The sequence below is a fragment of the Pseudoflavonifractor sp. AF19-9AC genome, from assembly GCF_003478995.1.
GTDB lineage: Bacteria > Bacillota > Clostridia > Oscillospirales > Oscillospiraceae > Lawsonibacter.
In genome coordinates, this window is record NZ_QUGI01000001.1 from 332409 (window position 1) to 353929 (window position 21521).

Here is a 21521-nt window from a genome sequence, read left to right on the forward strand (position 1 = left end):
GGTGACTTTTTTCGTGTTTTAGTATATTTAAAGTAGACGGCCCGATTGCAGATCTTCGGAACACACAAGCGCCCCCTGCACAGTTTTTTCGTGCAGGGGGCGCTTGTGTTCTTTGTTCCTTTTGTTAAAACCGTTCCGTTCTCAAAAAGGCGTACTGCCTGCCTTTCGCTTCGGGCTTTTAGCGGTTGATGACTTCCACGAAGTGCATGAGAATGGTGGCAACCTGAACGCGGGTGGCCTGACCCCGGGGCAGCAGCTCACCCTTGTCGCTGCCGGAGATCAGGCCGTTCTCCACGGCCCAGGTCATGGCATCCACGGCCCAGGCGCTGACGGAGCCGGCGTCGGAGTAGCCGTTGAGGCTGATGGAGGCCTCGGGCCGGCTGGCGTAGCTCCACAGCATGACTGCCAGCTGCTCACGGGTGAGGACACCCTCCATGTTGGTGCCGTCAGACACGCCCTTCTTCATAGCCCACTGCTGGCCGGCGGAGTACCAGTGGTCGCCCACAGGGGCGGTGGTGTCCACGCCGTCATAGGCGGCCAGAACGGTGACGATCATGGCCCGGGTCATGGGCAGATCGGGGGAGAAGGTGGTGGCGCTGGTGCCGGCGAAGAGGCCGCGGCTGGTGACGAAGTCCACGAAGGCGGAGCCCCAGTAGCTGTCGGGCACGTCCACAAAATCAATGGAGTTGTCCATGATCTTCACGGTGTCGCCGTCGCTGAGGGTGACGACTACGCCCTCCTCGGTGGTGATGGAGGTCTTGGCGATCTCCTTGGTGCCGTTCTCATGGACCAGAATGGCCACGGTGCCGGGGGTGACGTCATCTACAGGAATCAGCACGCGGGCGGAGCGGCCGGCGGGCAGGTCTACGGTAACGGTGGGGGCGTCGTCCTCGTCGGTGGTCACGGGAACCTCGGGCATGGGCAGGACCACGGACTCGCCCTCTTCCTGGGCGTTGTCCACGACGGTGGTGGGCAGCTTGACCTCGGCCTCGACCTGGCCGTCCTTGGAGACGGTGGTGGTGGAGGAGGAGCCGTCCTTGTTGGTAACGGTGGTCTTGCTGGAGCCGTCGGGCTTCTCCACGACCTCGGTTTTGTTGCCGGCCTTGTCAGTGGTGGTCTCGGTGACGGTACCGTCGGGCTTGGTTACGGTAGTGGTGGTGGAACCGTCAGGATTGGTGACGGTCTCGGTCTTGTTGCCGGAGGAGCCGGAGCCGCCGCTGGAGGAGCCGCCGCCGATATAGGTCCACTTGGCATACAGGGTAATGTCGCTGGTGACAGGCGCGCTGAAGTCATAGACAGTGGTCAGTCCTTCATCGCTGTACCAGCCGTCAAAGGTGTAACCGCTGCGGGTGGGTGCGGCGGGCTCTGTAGCCACGGTGTTGTAGGTCACGGTCTGGGACGCCACAGCACTGCCGCCGTTGCTGTTGAATGTGACTGTAAATGTCTTCAGCGCAAAGACAAGCTTTGTGCCGTCAGTGGTCATTTGATAGGCTTCTGCAGGCACAAATTTGTCGAAGGATGTGCCGGTTTCAGCCAGATCAACGGTAATAGCCTTGGAAACCGTGACAACTTCTTCGCCTTCATATTTGGACAGCAGGGTCACGGTATCGCCGTCCGCAGCAGCGTCCATGGCGGCGGAAATAGAGATATATTTCAGGCCATCTACTTCTGCTGCAAATGTTGCAGTTTCGTCTGGCTCTACGGTATAGTAGGTCTTACCGCCCTCTTCCCGGCTGGTCACCTTGTATCCATCGGCGCAGAAGTTTTCAGCCGGGCTTTCAGTGACACTGTTCGATGGGTCGTAATTTTCAAAAGTGCCGCCGTAAACATAGAACTTTGTATCGGAGTTATCAACTCGGTTTAACGCCCAGTATTTTTCGTCATACAGCCCCAGATCCGAATCCGTGCTGAATATGCCATCCTTAATGTAAGCAACAGCACTTTCTTCCAGCTGGACACATGTAAAACCGGCATGATAGGTGCCGTTTTCGATCGTCAACCTGGAATTGCCGGCCAAACTAAAGATGTAACCGATTGTGTTATATGTAACATAATCCGGATCAAACGTAAATGTTCCGTTTCCGGTTACAACCACATTAGATGTACCCGAGAGATTGATGACCGCGTATCTGTAAAATCTCTCCCCCGTATAGGTTATAGTACGGCCATTGGTATCGATCGTAATATTTTTATCAGTGATCGTAATTTCATTTTTGAGGGAGGCATCTTTCAGCAATGTTACAGTCTCACCAGTTCTTACATCTTTCAGCGCATCGGCCAGGGAGCTGTACCAGTATTCACCATTCTGGGCAACTCGATCATCTGTCACAACTTCCCAGGTGCCCTCTCGGTTCTTCCTGGTAGTATAGCCGCTGGCGCAAAGATCTTTTATATCCGCCGAGAAGGTTCCGCCGGTGATGTTTGTTTCGGTTGTGCTGGTAACGCTGCCCTGGAACGTGCCGCCGGTGATATTCAGAGCGCCGGAGTTCTGGATGTCACAAGGGTAGGTACCACTGGCAATATTCAGGGTACCGCTGTTTACAATCGAATCCGTAACCTTGGCGTTGCTATCAGTGACGGTTACGCTGGCATTTTCCGCATTTACAATAGAACCGACTTCATGCGCAAGCGAAAGTGTTCCATGGTTTTCGATGACCGTGTCAGTCATTTGGGAGATCACGCGAAGGCTTCCGTTGTTTACAACCTTGCCGATCTTATAGTCAGCAGTGCTGCGGAACGTAACATTTTTCTCTGCGGGAATTGTTATCATATCTGAATCAGACATGACATCCACGATTTTTGCGGAACTGCTGTTAGCGGGAACATCGAAAAAGAGATCGTCCCAGGATGTATAGCCTACTCCGTCGATGCAGGCCACGTAGGTGCCGTCCACCACATGGTAGTAGCCGTCATCCTTCCTCTCATAGATCTTGCCCTCAGACAGATAGTCCACGGAAGGCTGTTTGGAGAACATACCGCCGGTAATCTTACCGGCGGCCGCCTTAACCGCGCCGTTAAAGGTACCGCCGGAGATAGAAGAAGTGTTTTTGGAAGAAGGGCCGCTTACAGCGTAGCTTGTGTTTCGGCTATTGGTTTTGTATGTACCACCCGAAATATGATTATTGGCTCCGTATACGCAGTAAACGGTTTTTATTTCAGGTACATTGCTTCCATCTACTTCAAGGCCTGTGATATTTACGGCACCACTCCCATACGCGCAAAGGCCGTAGACCATAGAGGCAGACAGCTGACCGTCAAGCACAATCCTGCCGCCGGTGATTTCACTGGGAGCTGTACCGCTCAAATACAGAGCGTGGCTGGTTGCACCGGAAATCTTTACTGTGCCGCCGTTCATAGCAAAGGCACCGGAACCCAGCGTATAAATCGCACGGCCGGATTTGCTGTCGTGACAGTAAGTAACCGTTCCGCTGTTGATTGTCAGACTTCCGCCTGTATAGAGATAAATTCCGCTGTTGGATGTGCCATCATAGGTGTTCGTAAAGTTTAGGGTACCGTTGGTTTTACTATCTTGAATAATCAGACTACCGCCATTCTGGATCTTGATGATTTCCTTTGCGGAACTTTTCCAAGTCACGGTCTGGCCATTGAGGTCCAACACAACGGGTTTAGTAATGTTCACTGTCTCCGTAGTGGCCACATTGGTAGATGCAGTTACCCGGATGTTTCCGCCGTTCTTCAACGCCTCGGTCAGAGTCAGAGCTGTGCTGTCTGAGACTTCTTGCCAGGGATCTTCCGCCCACGCCGTTGCCGGAAGAAGGCCCAGAAGCAGCACAACCGCAAGCAGCGCGCTCCCAATACGTTTTCGTAAGTTACTTTGCATTTCTCTTCCTCCTAAACTGGTCTTTGACCATGTATTTTACCTTGATGCTCAAAAGGCTGCCTCAACGAAGCAATAGTCTGACCAGGGCTGTTCTGACGTCGCACCAGTCAAACAGGCAGCTGCATCTCATCTGTCTATGCGCAAAACCCAGAGGAGATTGTTGCGGTATGGTATGATTGCCTCTGTGTTGTAGAAATAGGCCATGTCACAGAATTAACATGTGGACCTAAAAGCTGTCCTTGCTAGATCATTGCATAGTAGAATTATAGCAATCGCCCACAAAAAAAACAAGGAGTTTCCATTTTTTTGAATGGCACAACTCACGTCATAAACGTTTTGCTCATTTACGATCTGAATTTCTGCACTCCCTTGTAATTTGGACGGAGCAAAAGAATTTTGCTGGATTTTTTGAAAAGGGTGAAAATATTCAATCTGAAAACAGAGTATGTGCCGGGCACGACGGCGAAAGGACAAGTGTCCATAGTTATTTCACTAGTGTTTAGTAATCAGATTGGCCGTCAAAATCCGTGGTCAGGAAAACCTGCACAGTGCGCTCGTCCCAATTGAGGTTAATCATTTCTGGCCCTATGGTCAATGTATTGGCGTTGTTGTGGCGCTCTCCCATCTTTTTCCTGATTGCCAACCGTTTTCGTTCAGAATCTGCCGGACGACAGCGCCGATCCGGAAAATTGCTTTCTGTTGTGCCAATGCGCCTTTCCTACTGTCAGGAAGCTCCAGAAGCTGGTTTAGCGGAAGATCCAAAGCTGTCGCAATCTGAACCAGGGCTTCCAGGCTTATCTGCTTGCGCCCATGTTCTATATGACTAAGGTAGGTGGCAGACAGTCGAGTCCGCTCAGCCAGAACTGCCTGAGTCCGGCCGCGGTCTTGCCGGGCCCCTTCTTGGACTCATACACCTTCGTCTGATCCCGGCTGACAAACAGATCTTTACCCGCAGGTCGAGAGAGCAATAGGTGCTCTCCTCCAACGCCACCCGGAGCACATCGGGCTCCGCCTGCTTCTGCTGTGCCAAGGCACGGGTCAGCCGCTTCTCCACGCTCTCCCTGGGAGCCATCGGGGTCACATTGGCCCGCAGCCAGGCAAAGAGCTTTTCCAGCCGGGGATCTCCATCCCGGAAACCGGTCTTGGTGGGCCAGGTGGGGGGAAGGGATCTGGGCTGATCCGCCGTCAGCTCCACCACCATCAGGAAGTGGTTGCGGCTGAGGTGGAGCTGCTTGCTCCAAATGCGCTTGTCCAGGCCGCGCTCCATCAACCGGCCGTTGCACCGGATCTCCACACCGCTGAATTCCATGTTGTCCCGGTAGTAGAGATGGTTGTCCTTGACCGGATGGATTAGGCCCCAGCAGCGCGAACGCTCACCGGTCCACTGTTCAGGTCCAGGTCGGTGGGCAGGATATCGTGGATGCTGTTCAGCTCCCAGTAAGGGAAGACGGGCTCTACAGGGGAAACTTGGTCCCCAACCACCACAGCCACTTCCATCACGCCGTCATCCAGAATAGGGCATAAGTATGTCCCAGTTCCTCCAGAAGAATGTCCACCAGGGCCTCAAAAGTCTTGCACGTCCGGTCGCCGGCGGCGCGGATGGTAGCAAAGAAGTCCCGGGTGCAGGTAAGAAAAACGACGGTGCCGGTAGGGCCCATCAGGATTCCGTATCCCGACAGATAACGGCCAGTTATGGGGGCATCTCTCAGGCGGTAGGGACCCTGTACTACCAGGTGGCGGTCCTGGGCGTTGTCCTCCGGCGTGCGGGTCTGGATGCTCCAGCTGCCGTCCTCACAGACGCTGGCCAAGGCGTGCTTAAGCTCGTTCAGGGCCGTCTCGCCGCCCGAGCGGCTGCCCAGGATGAGGGCGGCGTGGATGTCCCGGATGCCAGTGCCCATGTCCACCACCGAGACATCCACAAATCCTCCCACTGACGTAGCCGGATCTCCACTCGGCGTTGTTCAGGCCTGGTGGCCTGGAAGTTGGAGAGGGCGTCGTCTACAAACTTATTGATGATCTCGGGGAAGCGCTGGAAGTTGCCGGAGATGGAACGACAGAGTTCCTGACCCTTGGGGTTATTGTGGATGGCAAACTGGTTTTCTTTCATAAGTACAGATCCTTTCTTTAGGGCTGTTGGCTCTGTATTGGGAAAATAAAACACTGTGCAGGGCGGGCCTACACGGTGTTCTCAAAAGGATCGGGAGTGGGCTGCATCCCTGCCCCAGGGGCCCTCGTGCTTTTCCTAGGCAAAAAGGGTATACTATCTCTGCTGTTTTATTTTACATAGTGACTGAGACAACAACTGGAAACTAGTTGCCGTCTTGCTTCGCTGATTTCCGCCTTTCCTTGATTGCTTGAAAGAAAATAGAAACCTGCGTGCTCAACAACAACCATGTCTGAAATTCTTCTGGTGGAAGTGTTTTCTGCTTGTTTTTTATTACCTTCAAGGTGTCATTCCTTTTATCTGCATATGGCCCACCACTTTTAATTACAATATGGTAAGAGCTATCTGATTCTATGATTTAAAGATTTTCTCTGCATTGATCGGAAAAATTATACAGAAGTGCTGGTAGAGAGTCGAAAATGCTAGTTGAAACATTTTGAAAAACCATTGGATCAACCTCTAGCACTTGAGCAATTTTTATCAGTGTAGATTCCTTTGAATTTCGATCTCCATGCGCGTAACGGCGATAGAGTGCCTCGTGCATTCATGCTTGCTTTGCGACATATTTTTGCGTATAGCCCCTGGCTTTGCGTATTTTCCGCAGCCGATCACCCACTGTATCCATATGGGCTGGAGAAGGGGGTACACGAGGTTTGGGGAAAATCCAAGGAGGCGAGCCAGGGCCGCACATTGCCCATTACGGAGGTCTCTCTGCGGTTCTTCCTGCGTCAGAAGGAGATACAGGAGCAGCAGAAGGCCCCGTGCCGCAGCAGCGGCACCCCTTACTATAACAACGATCTGGTGTATGCCAAGCCGGACGGAAGCCCCTACCGGCGGGACAAGCTGTCCAATGAGTTCGGACAGGTGGTGCGTCGTTCCGGGCTGCCCCACAACCGTTTCCACGATCTCAGACACGCAGCGGCAACCAATATGCACCAGCTCACCGGCGATTACTATACCGTCAGTGAGATTCTGGGCCACACGCTGGAAGGAATCGCAAAAAGTCTGGGCTTTACCACATAGGTCAACATTGTTACCGCCCGTTATGTGGAGGTACGCCGGGAACGCAAGCTGGCGGTGCTGAAATTGTACCACGAAACAGTGCTGTTGCCTGCCGAGGTCTCAGAAAATCCCGACCCGAATTCCCCGTAACTTTTTATAAGTTCCCATTCGTTTTCACCCGGTTTTAGCACAACCGGGCAACAATTCAGGCAACAAACGGCGTTTTCAGGGTCAAAAACCAGTCGCGATCTGGGGCATAACTTCCTGCACCGGGCAACAAAGCAGCCGGGCAACACACCAGCGGTACCCCGTGCAAAAGGATAGAAAAAAGCCCCAAAAACAACCGTTTCTGGGGCTTTTCTGGCGGAAGCGGTGGGATTCGAACCCACGTGCCCTTGCGGACAACCGCATTTCGAGTGCGGCTCGTTACGACCACTTCGATACGCTTCCATATAAAATTGTTGGGGTGATTGGGGAGAATGTCACACGATTTCGAGTCAGCCCCGTTATGACCACTTCGATGCCGCTCCATATGGTTTGCGCGAGAGAACCCTTCCGCTTCCGATAACCGGTGTACGGAAAGCGGCTAAAATTAAGAATACCAGACACCGGGGTGAAAATCAAGATTTCTCCGCAAGATTTCCGTATTTTCTTTTCCGCGTCCAGCCGTGGCGTTGTGTGACAAGGTTACAGTAAGGGAGGGGGAAGTGTGGTAAGATGAGCGCACTATGGTATCAGGAGGGAACGAACATGGAAGTGGTACGGAGAGCACGGCCAAAGGCCTATGTAGATCCGTCATACTGTGTGGCCTGCGGATGCTGTGTCAAGGCCTGTCCCCTGGGAGCGATTCAGGTGTTCCGGGGAATCGCGGCCCGGGTAGACGAGGCAAAGTGCGTGGGCTGCGGCCGATGTGTAAAGGGATGCCCCGCATCGATCATTGAATTGAGGGAGGCGGAACAATGAAGAAACGCTGGTATGATTATTTGTGGATTGCATCCGCGCTCTATCTGACCCTCGGCTTTTTCAACATCCTCTTTGCCTGGCTGGGGCTGCTGTGTTTCTTCATCCCTCTGATTATTGCGGTGGTGGGGGGCAATAAGGCCTACTGCAACCGATACTGCGGACGGGGACAGCTGTTTTCTCTTCTGGGCGGCCGCTTTGGGCTGTCTCGGAAGCGGGATATCCCCCGTTGGATGAAGCAAAAGTGGTTCCGCTACGGCTTTTTGGTGTTCTTTTTCGTGATGTTTTTCCAGATGCTGTGGGTTACCTGGCTGGTATTCTCGGGAGCCAGGGAACTGGGCGGCGCAGTAACTCTGCTGTGGACCTTCAAGCTGCCCTGGCACTGGGCGGTGCCTGCCGCTGTCACCCCGTGGGTGGCTCAGTTTGCGCTGGGCTTTTACAGCGTCATGCTGACCTCCACGGTGCTTGGCCTGTTGGTTATGGTCCTCTTTAAGCCCAGGGCCTGGTGCGTGTTCTGTCCCATGGGCACCATGACGCGGCTGATCTGCAAGGCGAGAAACAGCGGAAAAGAGTGAGCGGGCACTTTAAGGGTTGCTCAGCTGCATGAGACGCTTTTTGTCGGTCAGCTCCACGGTCCCCCGGGACAGGGTGACCATGCCCTCGCTCTGAAAATAGCGGAGCATGCGGGTGACCACCTCCCGGGCAGTACCCAGATGGTTTGCAATCTTCTCGTGGGTCAGATGGAGCAGATCCGACTGTTCCAGGACACTTTCTTCCAGCAGGAATCCCGCCAGGCGCCGGTCAAAGCTCTTCCATAGAATCTGCTCCATCAGCCACATGACGTCGGAAAAGCGGCTGCTGATCAGCTCATTGGTGTAGTTGGCCACGGGGGCAGATTCCTCCATCAGGGCCTTGTACACATCGGGGGGGATGACCCAGAAGCTGGTGTCCTTTTCCGCCTGGATGGTGACGTCGAACTGGATGCTGGACATCATGCAGGAAGAGGAGAACAGGCACATATCCCGTTCAAAAAGACGATAGAGGGTGATCTCCCGCCCCTCGGGGGAGAGAATGAAGACTCTCAGCTGACCGGATTCCAGGAGCAGAAGGCCCAGACAGTCGGCCGAGCCGTTGTGCACCACTGTATCTGCCCGGACCTGGCGCTTGATCGCCGCTGCGGTAAGGCGATCCTGCTGAGACGGAGTCAGCTTATTCCAAAACGGGATGTAATCGGAAACAGACATTCTTATGTCCTCCCTTCCTTGTGATTCATGTTTGAGTATAAATGGATTTGTTTCCACTGTCAATTTCAGGCGGAGCAGATTATATAGCGTGATAAAGTTCGGGGAGAGGCATCGTTTCTACGGTGCCTCTTTCGCTATGAAAACAGAATCAAAGGATCGCTGGAAGGGACGCCCCAAAGATGGATTTGGATACATGATAAAGGAGACACCTATGGTTGGGATGGAAAAGCAATACAGAGCTAAACGCGTCTCATGAATACACCTCAGTGGAGAGCGGGATTTTAGAAAGAATCATTTTATAAAACCAAACGGACTCTCTTTGGCACTATATTTATGTAAGCCGCAGTGAGAGGAGGTCCTATACATGTCATACATTACGTTTTTTCAATTCATTCGCCGATGCCTTCTGCGGGATGCGGAGAGATGCTCCCCACCGGAGCAAGTGCTGGAGCATGTGGAAGCGGTGCTGGGTGAAACTGAACCGGGAAAAATACCTCAGACAAACGGAACAGAGCGGACCGGGGGATCTGGAGACCCGAGGGAGGTTGGTCTGGGTGGCTCGGGATGAGGACTATGTCCTTGTAAAGGGATTCTGAAAAAAGTCGGTTGCTTGGGGGAACACGTTATGTTCTTTTGCCTGGACGGTGGCGGAACCACGTTTACAACATAGACCTCCGTTCAGGCAGCAAGAGAGAACAGGAAAGCAGGCAACTGCTGGGGGCGCGTTGACAAAAACTTGGTGGGACGTTATCATGAATGTAACAGACAAAATGTATGAATTTAAGGGGTTTTCTGCGGATGCCAAAACTGCTGTTTGTATGTCACGGCAATATCTGCCGCTCTCCCATGGCGGAGTTTGTGATGAAAAATCTGGTGCGGGAAGCAGGGCTGGAGGGGCAGTTTCAGATTGCCTCTGCGGCTACTAGCACGGAGGAGATCGGCAATCCGGTTTACTCGCCGGCCCGGCGGGAGCTTGCCCGCCATGGCATTTCCTGTGAGGGAAAGCGCTCCGTTCGGTTGAAAAGGGAGGATTACGCGGACTACGATCTCCTTCTGGGCATGGACCGGTGGAATCTGCAGAACATGAAGCGGATGCTGGGGGGAGACCCGGAGGAAAAAATCCACCTGCTCATGGACTATTCCCAGCATCCCGGGCGAGAGGTTGCCGACCCCTGGTACACGGGAGATTTTGAGACCACTTATCGGGATGTGTTGGAGGGCTGCGAGGGACTGCTGTCCTACCTGACCCGGTGCCGATCATAAGAGAAACTTGGCAGTATGCGCTGCTTCGTGCGCGGCCTGCGGCTGGTTTGGCGGACCACAGACGCGTACCGATTTCCATATTACAGGAAGGTGTAAGGGAGGGCTGGAAATGAAGAATCGCATTATTACCATCAGCCGGGAATTTGGCAGCGGGGGAAGAACCATTGGAAAGCAAGTGGCTCAGCGGCTGAATATCCCCTGCTATGACCAGACTCTGGTGGAAAAAATTGCCGAACAGAGCGGCTTCACCAAAGAGTTCATTCAGGAGAAGGGGGAGTACACGGCCCACGGGAGCTGGTTCTTCAATGCTTTTGCGGACCGATCGGCCAAAGGCATGTCCACCCAGGACTATCTCTGGATGTGTCAGAGAGAGATCATTTTAGATCTGGCGAAGCAGGGGCCGTGTGTCATTGTGGGGCGTTGTGCAGACTATATTTTAAAGGATGCGGCCGACTGCCTGAAGGTTTTTGTTCATGCGGATATGGAGAAGCGGGCGGAACGCATTGTTCGTCTCTACGGAGAGACGGACGAGGCGCCGGTAAAGCGCCTGAAGGATAAGGATAAGCGCCGGGCGGCCTATTATAAATGCTATACCGACTGTGAGTGGGGCGATGTGCGCAATTACCATCTGGCACTGGACAGCGGTGTGCTGGGCATTGAGACCTGTGTGGATTTGATTGAGAAGGTATATTAAGCGGAAATAAGCTGGCGCGGGCATAAAGATTGTCAACAACAGTTTGCTTATTTTTTAAGACGGGCGTCGCGATGAACGAAAAAAGCTCCCCGGAAATCCTTGTGTTCGAGATTCCCGGGGAGTTTTGATTGTCAGTGTGCGCTGAAAGACAAAATAAGTCGGAGCAAGCGATGCGACGCTTACTCCGACGTGGAGCAGGTGAGGGGAATCGAACCCCCGTGTTCAGCTTGGGAAGCTGACATTCTGCCATTGAACTACACCTGCAAATCAAATTAGCTTTTATACTATACCATAAACCAAATGCCTTTGCAAGCAAAAAATAACAGGAAAAAAGGGGAAGAAAACCCATGAAATTGAAAAGAAATGGCTTGCACTTGCGGTAGAGATGTAGTATAATAAAATAAAAGTAATGAGAGGAGTTACTGATAATATGAAATTCTATGTATGTGAGCATTGCGGAAATATTATTACCATGATTAAGAATACCGGTGTGCCTGTGATGTGCTGCGGCCAGAAGATGACCGAGCTGGTACCCGGCACGGTGGATGCCGCGCTGGAGAAGCACGTCCCTGTGGTGGAGCGTACCGGCAGCACTGTGCTGGTGAAGGTGGGCTCTGTGGAGCACCCCATGATGGCGGAGCACTATATCCAGTGGATTGCCCTAGAGACCAATCAGGGAAGCCAGATCAAATATCTGCAGCCCGGACAGGCGCCCCAGGCCAGCTTTGCGCTGGCGGAGGGCGAGGAGGTCAAGGCAGTGTATGAGTACTGCAACCTCCATGGGCTTTGGAAAGCCTGAGCGCCAGGAAATAACGAAAAAGGCCGGCTTTGGAAAAAAGCCGGCCTTTTTTTCGCTTTTTCGCGGAAAGATACATTGACACGGAGGAGAAATGTCCCTACAATAGACCACGTGTTAAAAAGAAAGGGGAGGTCCTGTTATGGATTCCAAGGGAAGTGCAAAGCGCAGCAATCCCGCAGCTTTGCTGCCCATCCTGGTATTTTTGGTGTTGTATTTAGGGATGGGTATTGTATTTGAATATGTATTGAAGATCGGGATGGGCTTTTACAGCATTCCCATTGTCGTTGTGTTTATGGTGGCTCTGCTGGTGGCCTGCCTGCAGAACTGGAAGCTGAGCTTTGATGATAAGCTGGCTGTGATGGCCCGGGGCGTAGGCGACAAAAACATCATGACCATGATTCTCATCTTCCTGGTGGCCGGCGTGTTCGTGGGCGTGACTGGCCGGGACAGCGCCGAGGCGGTGGCCTATTTCCTGCTGTCCATTACCCCGGCCTGGGCCTCGGTGGCGGTGCTGTTTGTGGCGGCCTGCTTTGTGTCGGTGGCTATGGGTACCTCGGTGGGTACCATCACCCTGATTACTCCCATTGCCGTGGCTGTGGCCAACGTTTCCGGCTTTTCCCTGCCTCTGTGCATCGGCTCGGTGATGGGCGGCGCCATGTTCGGCGACAACCTGTCCTTTATTTCCGACACCACCATTGCCGCCTGCAACACCCAGGGCTGTGAGATGCGGGACAAGTTCCGTGCCAACTTCAAGATCGCCCTCCCGGCGGCTCTGGTGACGCTGGTGCTGATTCTGGCTGTCTCCTTCAACGCAGGTGTGGGCCATTTGGAAATTCCCGAGTATAACTTGCTGTTGCTCATTCCCTATGTGCTGGTGCTGGTGGGCGGCGTTTTCGGACTGAACGTGTTTGTGGTGCTGCTGGTGGGCGTGATTTCCGGGGTGCTCATCACTCTGTCCACCGGGACCGTGGACGCCATGAGCCTGCTGAGCAGCATGGGCTCCGGCGCCTCCGGCATGTTTGAGACTATTATGGTTACCGTCCTGGTCTCTGCCATGTGCGGTCTCATCCGGGAGAACGGCGGCTTTGCCGCTCTGCTGGCCTTTATCCGCCGGGTGTTCAAGGGCGGTGTGGGCGGACGGCTGGGCGTGGGCCTGCTGGTGGGCGCCATGGACATCGCCACTGCCAACAATACGGTGGCCATCGTGATGGCCGGTCCCATCGCCAAGGAGATCAGCCAGGAGTATGGCATCACTCCCAAGGAGTCGGCCTCTCTGCTGGATACCTTCTCCTGCGTCTTCCAGGGGATTATCCCCTACGGTGCTCAGATGCTCATTGCGGTGTCCACCGCTACCGAGCTGGGCAGCGGCGTGTCCGCCTTTGAGATCATCCCCAATCTGTTTTATCCCTTCCTGCTGGCCGTCAGCTCTCTGGTGTACATCGTGTTGCTGGGCAGCCGTAAGAAGGGAAAGTAAGCGATCCGCTGAAGCAAATCCACAGGACTGCCGCGGTCCCTGTTCCGCGGCAGTCCTTTTGCGTGGAAAACAGAAAAAAAATTTTCTGTAAAAGAAGGAATTCCCCCCTCGATTGCGTATAAGATAAATAGCTTGTACTGCGGGAAAGGAGGACGCGGACATGACACTGCGCGAACAGATTCAAAAACGGGAGGAGCAGTTGTCTCCGTACGCCTGCCGGTCGGCACAGACCAAGGGAAGGCAGCGCCCAGAGGAGGAATGCCCGGTTCGGACCCCCTTTCAGCGGGACGTGGACCGCATTGTCTACTCCAAGGCCTTCCGGCGGCTGAAGCACAAGACTCAGGTTTTTCTTCAGCCGGAGGGGGACCACTACCGCACCCGTATGACCCATACCCTGGAGGTCACCCGCATTGCCCGGACCATTGCCCGGGCGCTGGAGCTCAACGAGGACCTGACCGAGGCCATCGCCCTGGGGCACGACCTGGGCCACACCCCCTTCGGCCACGCGGGAGAGCGGGCGCTGAACAGCCTCATGCCCGGTGGCTTTGCCCACTATCAGCAGTCGGTGCGGGTGGTGGAGCGCCTGGAGAAGAACGGCGAGGGACTGAACCTCACCTGGGAGGTGCGCAACGGCATCCTCTGCCATACCAAGGGAACGCCCGCCGCTACCCTGGAAGGACAGGTGGTCCGGCTGGCGGACCACATCGCATACATCAATCACGACATTGAGGACGCCCTGCGGGGGGGAATCATTTACCCTATTGACATCCCCCTGGAGGCCTCCAATATCCTGGGCTTCACCCACGGTGTACGCATCGACACCCTGGTCCAGGACGCCATCCAGGCCAGTATGGGACAGAAGGAAATCCGTCAGTCCCCCCAGGTGGGCGAGGCCATGCAGACTCTGAAGGATTTCATGTTTGAAAGCGTGTACACCAATCCCCTGGCCAAGGGGGAGGAGGGCAAGGCTCAGGACATGCTTCGGATGCTCTTTGAGTATTATCGAAACAATCCCGATGAGCTGCCCGACGATTTCCAGTTCATCCGGGCGGAGGAGGGCGTGGACCGTGCGGTGTGTGACTACATCGCCGGCATGACCGATCCCTTTGCCGTGGAGCGGTTCAAGGAGCTGTTTATCCCCATGGGCTGGACGGTGAAGTAAGGCCGGCGATGTGGGGCCCCACACAGTGGGGCGGCGCGATAAGCGCCGTAAATCCGCGCCTCAGGCGCGGATTCCGGAGGGGCGGGTTCACTCCGCCCCGAGGATTAAAATCAAAAGGGCTCCCGCGGGGCCTGCGCCCCGTGGGATACGGCATGACCGATCCCTTTGCTGTGGAGCGGTTCAAGGAGCTGTTTATCCCCATGGGCTGGACGGTGAAGTAAGGCCGGCGATGTGGGGCCCCACACAGTGGGGCGGCGCGATAAGCGCCGTAAATCCGCGCCTCAGGCGCGGATTCCGGAGGGGCGGATTCACTCCGCCCCGAGGATTAAAATCAAAAGGGCTCCCGCGGGGCCTGCGCCCCGTGGGATACGGCATGACCGATCCCTTTGCTGTGGAGCGGTTCAAGGAGCTGTTTATCCCCATGGGCTGGACGGTGAAGTAAGGCCGGCGATGTGGGCCCCCACACAGTGGGGCGGCGCGATAAGCGCCGGAAATCCGCGCCTCAGGCGCGGATTCCGGAGGGGCGGATTCACTCCGCCCCGAGGATTAAAATCAAAAGGGCCCCCGCGGGGCCTGCGCCCCGTGGGATACGGCATGACCGATCCCTTTGCTGTGGAGCGGTTCAAGGAGCTGTTTATCCCCATGGGCTGAACGGTGAAATAGGGAGAGAGTCGGATAATTTCCGGAAAAAATGGCTAAAAATAGGGAGGTAAACCCTGTTTTTGGGGAGAGGAGGAGGCTTTTTGGCCATACCTGAGCGGTTTTTGGATGAAGTGATTGCCCGCACGGACCTGGTGGACCTGGTGTCCGAGTCGGTGCGCTTGACCAAAAAGGGGAGCAGCTATTGGGGCTGCTGTCCCTTCCACAGTGAAAAGACTCCCTCCTTCCATGTGGTTCCGGATCGACAGATTTACAAGTGTTTCGGCTGCGGAAAGGGCGGCGGCGCCATCAACTTTGTGATGGAGCTGGAGAACCTCTCCTTCCGGGAGGCAGTGGAGGTGCTGGCCAAGCGGGCGGGGATGCAGATGCCCGAGTCGGTGGGTCCCTCTGCCGATGCCCGGCAGCGGAGGGAGAAGCTGCTGGAGCTCAACCGCCAGGCGGCCCGGGCCTTCCACAGCTGGCTCTATTCCCCGGAGGGGGCCCAGGGACTTTCCTACCTGCAAAAGCGGGGGCTGTCCAAGGCTACCCTGACCCGGTTCGGGCTGGGGTTTGCGCCCAACAGCTGGGATGCCCTCATTCGGGAGCTAGGCAAGCAGGGATATGACAAGCGGGACCTGCTGGATGCGGGTCTGGCGGTGAACAATAAGGACGGCCGGATTTACGACCGTTTCCGAAATCGGGTGATGTTCCCCATTATCGATGTGCGGGGCAATGTGATTGGATTTGGCGGGCGGGTGATGGATGATTCCACCCCCAAGTACCTCAACTCCCCCGATACGCCGGTGTACAACAAAAGCCGGAACATCTTTGCCCTGAACATTGCCAAGAAGACCAAGGCAGACCGGGTCATCCTGACGGAGGGGTATATGGATACCATTTCCCTTCACCAGGCGGGCTTTGACAGTGCGGTGGCCTCCCTGGGGACTGCACTCACCGAGGAGCACGCCCAGCTCCTCTCCCGGTACTTCAAACAGGCTATCATCTCCTACGACGGGGATGGAGCCGGTGTGGCAGCCGCTCAGCGGGCCATTCCCATTTTGGAGAAGGCCGGGCTGAAGGTACGGGTGCTGCGGGTGACAGGGGCCAAGGACCCGGACGAGTTTATTAAAAAATATGGCCGGGATGCCTTTGCACGTCTGCTGGACAAGAGTGAAAACCAGGTGGATTACCGTCTGGACCAGCTGCGGCAGAAATTTGACCTGGAGGATGACACCCAGAAAGTGGCCTTTCTCCAGGAGGCCGCCCAGATGCTGGCGGGGCTGCACAGCGCAGTGGAGCGGGAAATCTACGGCGGCCATGCGGCCCAGACGGCAGGGGTTTCCCCGGAGACCATGGCCCAGGAAATTAACCGCGCCCTGAAGGTCCGCCTGCGCAGGGAGAAAAAACAGCAGGAACGGCGGGACCTGTCTCCCGCCAGCCAGATGCAGCCTCGCTCCAGAGGTCTGCGCTATGAAAATATCCGTTCTGCCCGGGCGGAGGAGGGCGTTTTGCGGCTGCTTCTGCTGGACCCGGACCTTCTGAGGGAGGCCCAGGGGCTGACCGGGGCGGAATTTTCCTCGCCTCTGCTGGGCAGGGCCTATGACCGGCTGAAAGCCCGGGCGGAGGAGGGATTGTCCCTCCATCTGGCGGCGCTGGCGGAGGAATTCACCGGCGACGAGATGGACCATCTGGCCCAGGTGGCCGCCCAGCCGGAATCGGCAGCCAACGCCCGGCAGGCCATGGCGGACTACATAGCCGTCATCCGCCGAGAGGCGCTCCTGCGCAGTAGCGCGGGGAGCGGAGATGACCTGCTTCGGGCTGCACAAAGACGATATCAAGAGAAGAAAGCATATATGGAGGAAAAACCATGAGCACGACAAAGAAAACCGGAGTTGTACACACCATCACCGCCGAACAGAAGGAAAAAATGGACAAGCAGGCGGAGATGCAGGCCCGGATGGAGACCGGTAAGGTCGAGATTATGAAGGTGGTCGAGGGTGTGGCCGGTGCGGAAAAGCTGGCTGAACTCATCGAGCGGGGCAAGAAGAAGGGGAACCTCTCCTCCTCTGAGCTGCTGGATGTGCTGGAGGATATGGACCTGGGCGCCGAGCAGATGGACAAGATCTACGACACCCTGGAGAATCTGGGCATCGACACCGTGGGCGAGGACTATATGCCCGAGCTGCCCGACGATGTGGAGCCCCCTCTGGAGGCCATGGAGGAGATCTCCGAGGAGGAGATCGTGGACCCCAACTCCATGGTGGACTCCTTCGGCACCGACGACCCGGTGCGCATGTACCTCAAGGAGATCGGCAAGGTGAACCTGCTCTCCTCCGATGAGGAGATTCAGCTGGCCCAGGACATGGTCTCCGGCGCGGCTGCCAAGGAGCAGATGGAGGAGCTGGAGAAGTCCGGCGAGGAGATCCCCGACGAGGTGCGCACGGAGCTGAACCGCGCCATCAAGCGGGGCGAGCGGGCCAAGCAGCGCCTGGCCGAGGCCAACCTGCGTCTGGTGGTGTCCATTGCCAAGCGGTATGTGGGCCGCGGCATGCAGTTTTTGGACCTCATCCAGGAGGGCAACCTGGGCCTTATCAAGGCGGTGGAGAAGTTCGACTACACCAAGGGCTATAAGTTCTCCACCTACGCCACTTGGTGGATCCGTCAGGCCATTACCCGTGCCATTGCCGACCAGGCCCGTACCATCCGCATCCCTGTACACATGGTGGAGACCATCAATAAGGTGATCCGAGTCTCCCGTCAGCTCCTTCAGGAACTGGGCCACGACCCCACCCCCGAGGAAATTGCCGCCGAGATGTCCATGCCTGTGGAGCGGGTGCGGGAGATTCTGAAGATCGCCCAGGAGCCCGTCTCTCTGGAGACCCCCATCGGCGAGGAGGAGGACAGCCATCTGGGCGACTTCATCCCCGACGAGGACGCCTCCGAGCCTGCGGAGGCCGCCTCCTTCACCTTGCTCAAGGAGCAGCTGGTGGAGGTGCTGTCCACCCTGACCCCCCGGGAGGAGAAGGTGCTCAAGCTGCGTTTCGGCATCGAGGATGGCCGCACCCGTACCCTGGAGGAAGTGGGCAAGGAATTCAACGTTACCCGGGAGCGTATCCGTCAGATCGAGGCCAAGGCCCTCCGCAAGCTGAGACATCCCAGCCGGAGCAAAAAGCTGAAGGACTTTTTGAACTGATATCGCCGGGCCTGCTAAATGGTCGGGAAGCCCTGTGCGGTTTGGGCTATAGGCAAAGGAAAACCGGAAAACAGGCCGCCTGCGAGGTGAACGGGACGTTTTGCTTTGAGGCGGGAAAGTGACCATTTGTCAAAGCGTAAAAAATGGAAAATCCTATTGACAGTCAGAGAGTTTCTGCATATAGTAAGGAAAGAAGTCTACTACAGCACAAGCAAAAGGAGCAGCGAGGTATGATCTTTGAGAAATTGAAAGAGCTCATCGCAGAGCAATTCAACGTGGATGAGGATTCCATCACCATGGAGACCTCCTTTACCGATGACCTGAATGCCGATTCGGTTGATATTGTTGACCTGTCCATGGCCTTGGAGGAGGAATTCGATATCGACGAGCTGAGCGAGGAAGAGGCGTCCTCCATTTCCACGGTGGGTGACCTGGTTCGTTTCCTTCAGAATAAAATTGACTGATTACACGGAAAGCTCCGCCTTGAGCGGAGCTTTGCCTTGCCCGAGGGAGATACGAATGAAAACATTGGAAAGCAAACTGGGCTATACCTTTGCGGACATCAGCCTGTTGGAAAATGCACTGACCCACAGCTCCTGCGCCAACGAGAGCCAGGGCAGACTGCAGAGCAATGAGCGGCTGGAGTTTTTGGGTGACGCCGTCCTGGGTATGGTAGTGGCCGACCACCTCTATCGCAACCACCCGGACCTGCCGGAAGGGGAGCTGACCCGCACCCGTGCGGCTCTGGTCTGTGAGGAGAGCCTGGTGGAAGTGGCCCAGGAGCTGAACCTGGGAGAGTACCTGCGCCTTGGAAAAGGGGAGGAGGCCGGCGGCGGCCGAAACCGTCCCTCCATCCGGGCTGACGCGGTGGAGGCCGTGCTGGCGGCGGTGTATCTGGACGGCGGCATTGGATCGGCCCGAAAGATCATCCAGAAGTATATTCTCAGCCGGGAGGTCGCCGGACTGACCAAGCCCCGGGACTACAAGACCGCCCTTCAGGAGCTGGTCCAGCGGGAGAGCGGACAGGTGCTTGGCTACCGCCTCACCGGTGAGTCCGGTCCCGACCACGACAAGCGCTTCTTTGTGGAAGTGGACCTGAACGGCAAGGCCGTGGGCTCTGGTTCCGGTAGAAGCAAGAAGGAAGCCGAGCAGATGGCAGCCAAGGCGGCCATTGAACTGCTGAAAAACAAGGGATAACGGGCAATGGCGCCCCTCAGGCTGCGGCCTGAGGGGCGTTTCTCTTTTCCCGGGAAAGGGCCGCGGCGGAACATTATTTTTTGCGTTTCAGGGGTACAAGAATGGCGCGGCAAGTGGTACAATAGCAGAAAACAAATGGCCGGAACGGGAGGGTGAGTGCTGTGCATTACGCCGCAACAACGGCAGAGATGAAGGAACTGGACCGCATTGCCATCCAGGAGCGGGGAATCCCCTCTCTGGAGCTGATGGAGAACGCCGCCCGGGCGGTGGCCCAGGAAGTGGTCAACCGGGTGGGCCTGCCAAAGAAGTCCCAACAGGGAGCGGCAGGCGCCATTGGCGGTGCCGTTTCCTGCTGTGTGCTGAAAGCGGAGGGCGAGGAGCTTACTTCGGAGGAGCAGCAGGAGGCGGAGAAACTGCGGCAGATTGTGGAGTCCCGAAACACCGACCCCACCCAGCGCATCGGCGTGTTCTGCGGCCCCGGCAACAACGGGGGTGACGGCGTAGCTGCCGCCCGCATTTTGCTGGAGGCGGGCTACCGGGTGCGGGCCTTCCTGGTGGGGGACCGGGCCAAGATGACCCCGGACGAGCGGGCCATGGAGGAGAAGCTGCTGGCTGCGGGAGGCAGTCTGGAGACCTTTGAGCCGGAGGACCAGAGGATAAACTTCTGGCTGTCCACCTGCGACTGCCTGGTGGATGCTCTGTTCGGCGTGGGGCTGAAGCGCCCCCTGGAGGGGATCTTCCGCACTGCCGTGGAGTGGATGAACCGGGGCGGACACCCTGTGGTGGCCTGCGACCTTCCCTCCGGGGTGGACGGGGATACGGGAGAGGTACTGGGCGCGGCGGTCCGGGCCACAGCCACCGTTACCTTCACCTGCCCCAAGCCCGGGCTCTATATGGGAGAGGGAGCCGCCCTGGCCGGGAAGATCTGGGTGGAGGACATTGGCATTCCCGATGAGTTGGTGTGGTCTACAGTGGGAAACCGGCTTAGCGTGACGGCGATCATGCCCGACTACATGCACTGCATGCTGCCCCACCGCCCGGCCGCCGCCCACAAGGGAGATTTTGGAAAGCTGTTTCTGCTGGCCGGCAGCGAGGGCTATACCGGTGCGCCGGTGCTGGCCGCCCGGGCTGCCCTGCGCACTGGGGCGGGGCTGGTGTTCCTGGGGGTGCCCCGGAGCATCTACCCCATTGTGGCCGTCAAGTGTGACGAGGCCATGCCCTTCCCGCTGCCGGAGCGCTATGAAGACATTCTTACCAAAGCCGCCTCTTGTGATGTGGCCCTCGTCGGTCCCGGTCTGGGTCAGGCACCGGAGGCCAAAGAACGGGTGCTTCGGCTGCTGGAGGATCTGGATATTCCGGTGGTGCTGGATGCCGATGGCATAAATGCCCTGTGCGGGCATATAGATGTTTTGGACAAACGGCGTGCTCCCACCATTCTTACCCCCCACGCTGGGGAGTTTGCCCGGTTGACGGGGGGTTCCCTGCCGGTGCGGGATCGGCTGGCTGCCGCCCGGGACTTTGCCGGGGCCCACGGCTGTACGTTGGTACTGAAGGGTCGGGGAACAGTGACCGCCGGGCCGGACGGCCGGTGCTGGATTTGCGGAACGGGCAACCCCGGCATGGCCAAGGGAGGCTCGGGGGATGTACTCGCCGGCATGATTGCCGCTATACTGGGCCAGAAGCACCTGGTGGGGCCGGAGCCGGAGGGCATCCCGGAGATGACTGCCTGGGCGGTGTGGTTCCACGGAAAAACGGGGGACCGGTGCGCCCAGCGGCTGGGGGAGTACGCCATGCTGCCCGGTGACCTGGTGGAAACCCTTCCGGAAGTGTTGAAGGAAAACCAGATGAAGGAACCCTGAACCAAAGGAATACGGAGGTATGTGTTGTGC

The 21521-nt window shown here is 56.6% G+C and carries 18 protein-coding genes and 2 tRNA genes; 13 read left to right on the plus strand and 7 right to left on the minus strand.

Annotated features, from left to right (window positions below; all coding sequences use genetic code 11):
* Nucleotides 1–178 precede the first annotated feature (178 nt).
* From DWX58_RS01590 to DWX58_RS01610, 4 genes are all read right to left on the minus strand, one after another.
* A complete protein-coding gene (locus DWX58_RS01590; RefSeq protein WP_118641204.1) occupies nt 179–3841 on the minus strand; it encodes an InlB B-repeat-containing protein in 3663 nt (1220 codons plus the stop codon).
* A gap of 853 nt (nt 3842–4694) precedes the next feature.
* Entirely contained in the window at nt 4695–5150 is a 456-nt protein-coding gene (locus DWX58_RS01605; protein ID WP_118641210.1) for a hypothetical protein, read from the minus strand.
* Between the two features lie 41 nt (nt 5151–5191).
* Nucleotides 5192–5338 (minus strand): hypothetical protein, encoded by a 147-nt coding sequence (locus DWX58_RS15175; protein ID WP_158579184.1) that lies wholly within the window; start codon nt 5336–5338, stop codon nt 5192–5194.
* Nucleotides 5338–5760, minus strand: a complete 423-nt coding sequence (locus DWX58_RS01610; protein ID WP_147382219.1) for a hypothetical protein — start codon at nt 5758–5760, stop codon at nt 5338–5340. Before DWX58_RS01610 ends, DWX58_RS15175 begins: the two co-directional genes overlap by 1 nt.
* Before the next feature lie 935 nt (nt 5761–6695).
* On the opposite strand from DWX58_RS01610, the gene DWX58_RS01615 reads away from it, so the two are divergent.
* Complete coding sequence (locus tag DWX58_RS01615) at nt 6696–7028, plus strand: tyrosine-type recombinase/integrase (protein ID WP_158579185.1); 333 nt, start codon at nt 6696–6698, stop codon at nt 7026–7028.
* A gap of 340 nt (nt 7029–7368) precedes the next feature.
* Here the strand turns inward: DWX58_RS01615 and DWX58_RS01620 are convergent.
* A tRNA-Ser gene (locus DWX58_RS01620) sits at nt 7369–7457 on the minus strand.
* A gap of 300 nt (nt 7458–7757) precedes the next feature.
* Here DWX58_RS01620 and DWX58_RS01625 point away from each other — a divergent pair.
* Entirely contained in the window at nt 7758–7970 is a 213-nt protein-coding gene (locus DWX58_RS01625) for a 4Fe-4S binding protein (RefSeq protein WP_118641216.1), read from the plus strand.
* The gene (locus DWX58_RS01630; protein ID WP_118641218.1) at nt 7967–8542 is read left to right on the plus strand and encodes a 4Fe-4S binding protein; all 576 of its coding nucleotides are present in this window, start codon (nt 7967–7969) and stop codon (nt 8540–8542) included. Before DWX58_RS01625 ends, DWX58_RS01630 begins: the two co-directional genes overlap by 4 nt.
* Before the next feature lie 9 nt (nt 8543–8551).
* Here DWX58_RS01630 and DWX58_RS01635 read toward each other — a convergent pair whose 3' ends face one another.
* Nucleotides 8552–9211 carry a Crp/Fnr family transcriptional regulator gene (locus tag DWX58_RS01635; protein WP_118641220.1) on the minus strand — a complete coding sequence of 220 codons (660 nt, stop codon included), beginning with the start codon at nt 9209–9211 and terminating at the stop codon, nt 8552–8554.
* A gap of 798 nt (nt 9212–10009) precedes the next feature.
* Between DWX58_RS01635 and DWX58_RS01645 the strand changes: the two genes are divergently transcribed.
* Nucleotides 10010–10474: a low molecular weight protein-tyrosine-phosphatase gene (locus DWX58_RS01645; RefSeq protein ID WP_118641224.1), complete on the plus strand. Its 465-nt coding sequence runs from the start codon at nt 10010–10012 to the stop codon at nt 10472–10474.
* A gap of 109 nt (nt 10475–10583) precedes the next feature.
* On the plus strand, nt 10584–11168 hold the full coding sequence (locus DWX58_RS01650) for a cytidylate kinase-like family protein (RefSeq protein ID WP_118641226.1): 585 nt from the start codon (nt 10584–10586) through the stop codon (nt 11166–11168).
* A gap of 190 nt (nt 11169–11358) precedes the next feature.
* Here DWX58_RS01650 and DWX58_RS01655 read toward each other — a convergent pair.
* Nucleotides 11359–11432, minus strand: a tRNA-Gly gene (locus tag DWX58_RS01655).
* A gap of 166 nt (nt 11433–11598) precedes the next feature.
* On the opposite strand from DWX58_RS01655, the gene DWX58_RS01660 reads away from it, so the two are divergent.
* From DWX58_RS01660 to DWX58_RS01695, 8 genes are all read left to right on the plus strand, one after another.
* Nucleotides 11599–11967, plus strand: a complete 369-nt coding sequence (locus DWX58_RS01660) for a desulfoferrodoxin family protein (RefSeq protein ID WP_118641228.1) — start codon at nt 11599–11601, stop codon at nt 11965–11967.
* Nucleotides 11968–12106: 139 nt separating this feature from the next.
* Nucleotides 12107–13441, plus strand: coding sequence for a Na+/H+ antiporter NhaC family protein (locus DWX58_RS01665; RefSeq protein ID WP_118641230.1), 1335 nt, complete (start codon nt 12107–12109; stop codon nt 13439–13441).
* Between the two features lie 160 nt (nt 13442–13601).
* Complete coding sequence (locus tag DWX58_RS01670) at nt 13602–14603, plus strand: deoxyguanosinetriphosphate triphosphohydrolase (RefSeq protein WP_118641232.1); 1002 nt, start codon at nt 13602–13604, stop codon at nt 14601–14603.
* A 743-nt stretch (nt 14604–15346) separates the two neighbouring features.
* Nucleotides 15347–17113 carry a DNA primase gene (gene dnaG, locus DWX58_RS01675; protein WP_118641234.1) on the plus strand — a complete coding sequence of 589 codons (1767 nt, stop codon included), beginning with the start codon at nt 15347–15349 and terminating at the stop codon, nt 17111–17113.
* Between the two features lie 110 nt (nt 17114–17223).
* Nucleotides 17224–18435 carry an RNA polymerase sigma factor RpoD gene (gene rpoD / locus DWX58_RS01680; protein WP_243093225.1) on the plus strand — a complete coding sequence of 404 codons (1212 nt, stop codon included), beginning with the start codon at nt 17224–17226 and terminating at the stop codon, nt 18433–18435.
* Between the two features lie 230 nt (nt 18436–18665).
* On the plus strand, nt 18666–18899 hold the full coding sequence (acpP, locus tag DWX58_RS01685) for an acyl carrier protein (protein WP_118641238.1): 234 nt from the start codon (nt 18666–18668) through the stop codon (nt 18897–18899).
* A 55-nt stretch (nt 18900–18954) separates the two neighbouring features.
* The gene (gene rnc / locus DWX58_RS01690) at nt 18955–19632 is read left to right on the plus strand and encodes a ribonuclease III (protein WP_118641240.1); all 678 of its coding nucleotides are present in this window, start codon (nt 18955–18957) and stop codon (nt 19630–19632) included.
* A 161-nt stretch (nt 19633–19793) separates the two neighbouring features.
* Nucleotides 19794–21491, plus strand: a complete 1698-nt coding sequence (locus DWX58_RS01695) for an NAD(P)H-hydrate dehydratase (RefSeq protein ID WP_118641242.1) — start codon at nt 19794–19796, stop codon at nt 21489–21491.
* The last annotated feature ends 30 nt before the right edge of the window (nt 21492–21521 follow it).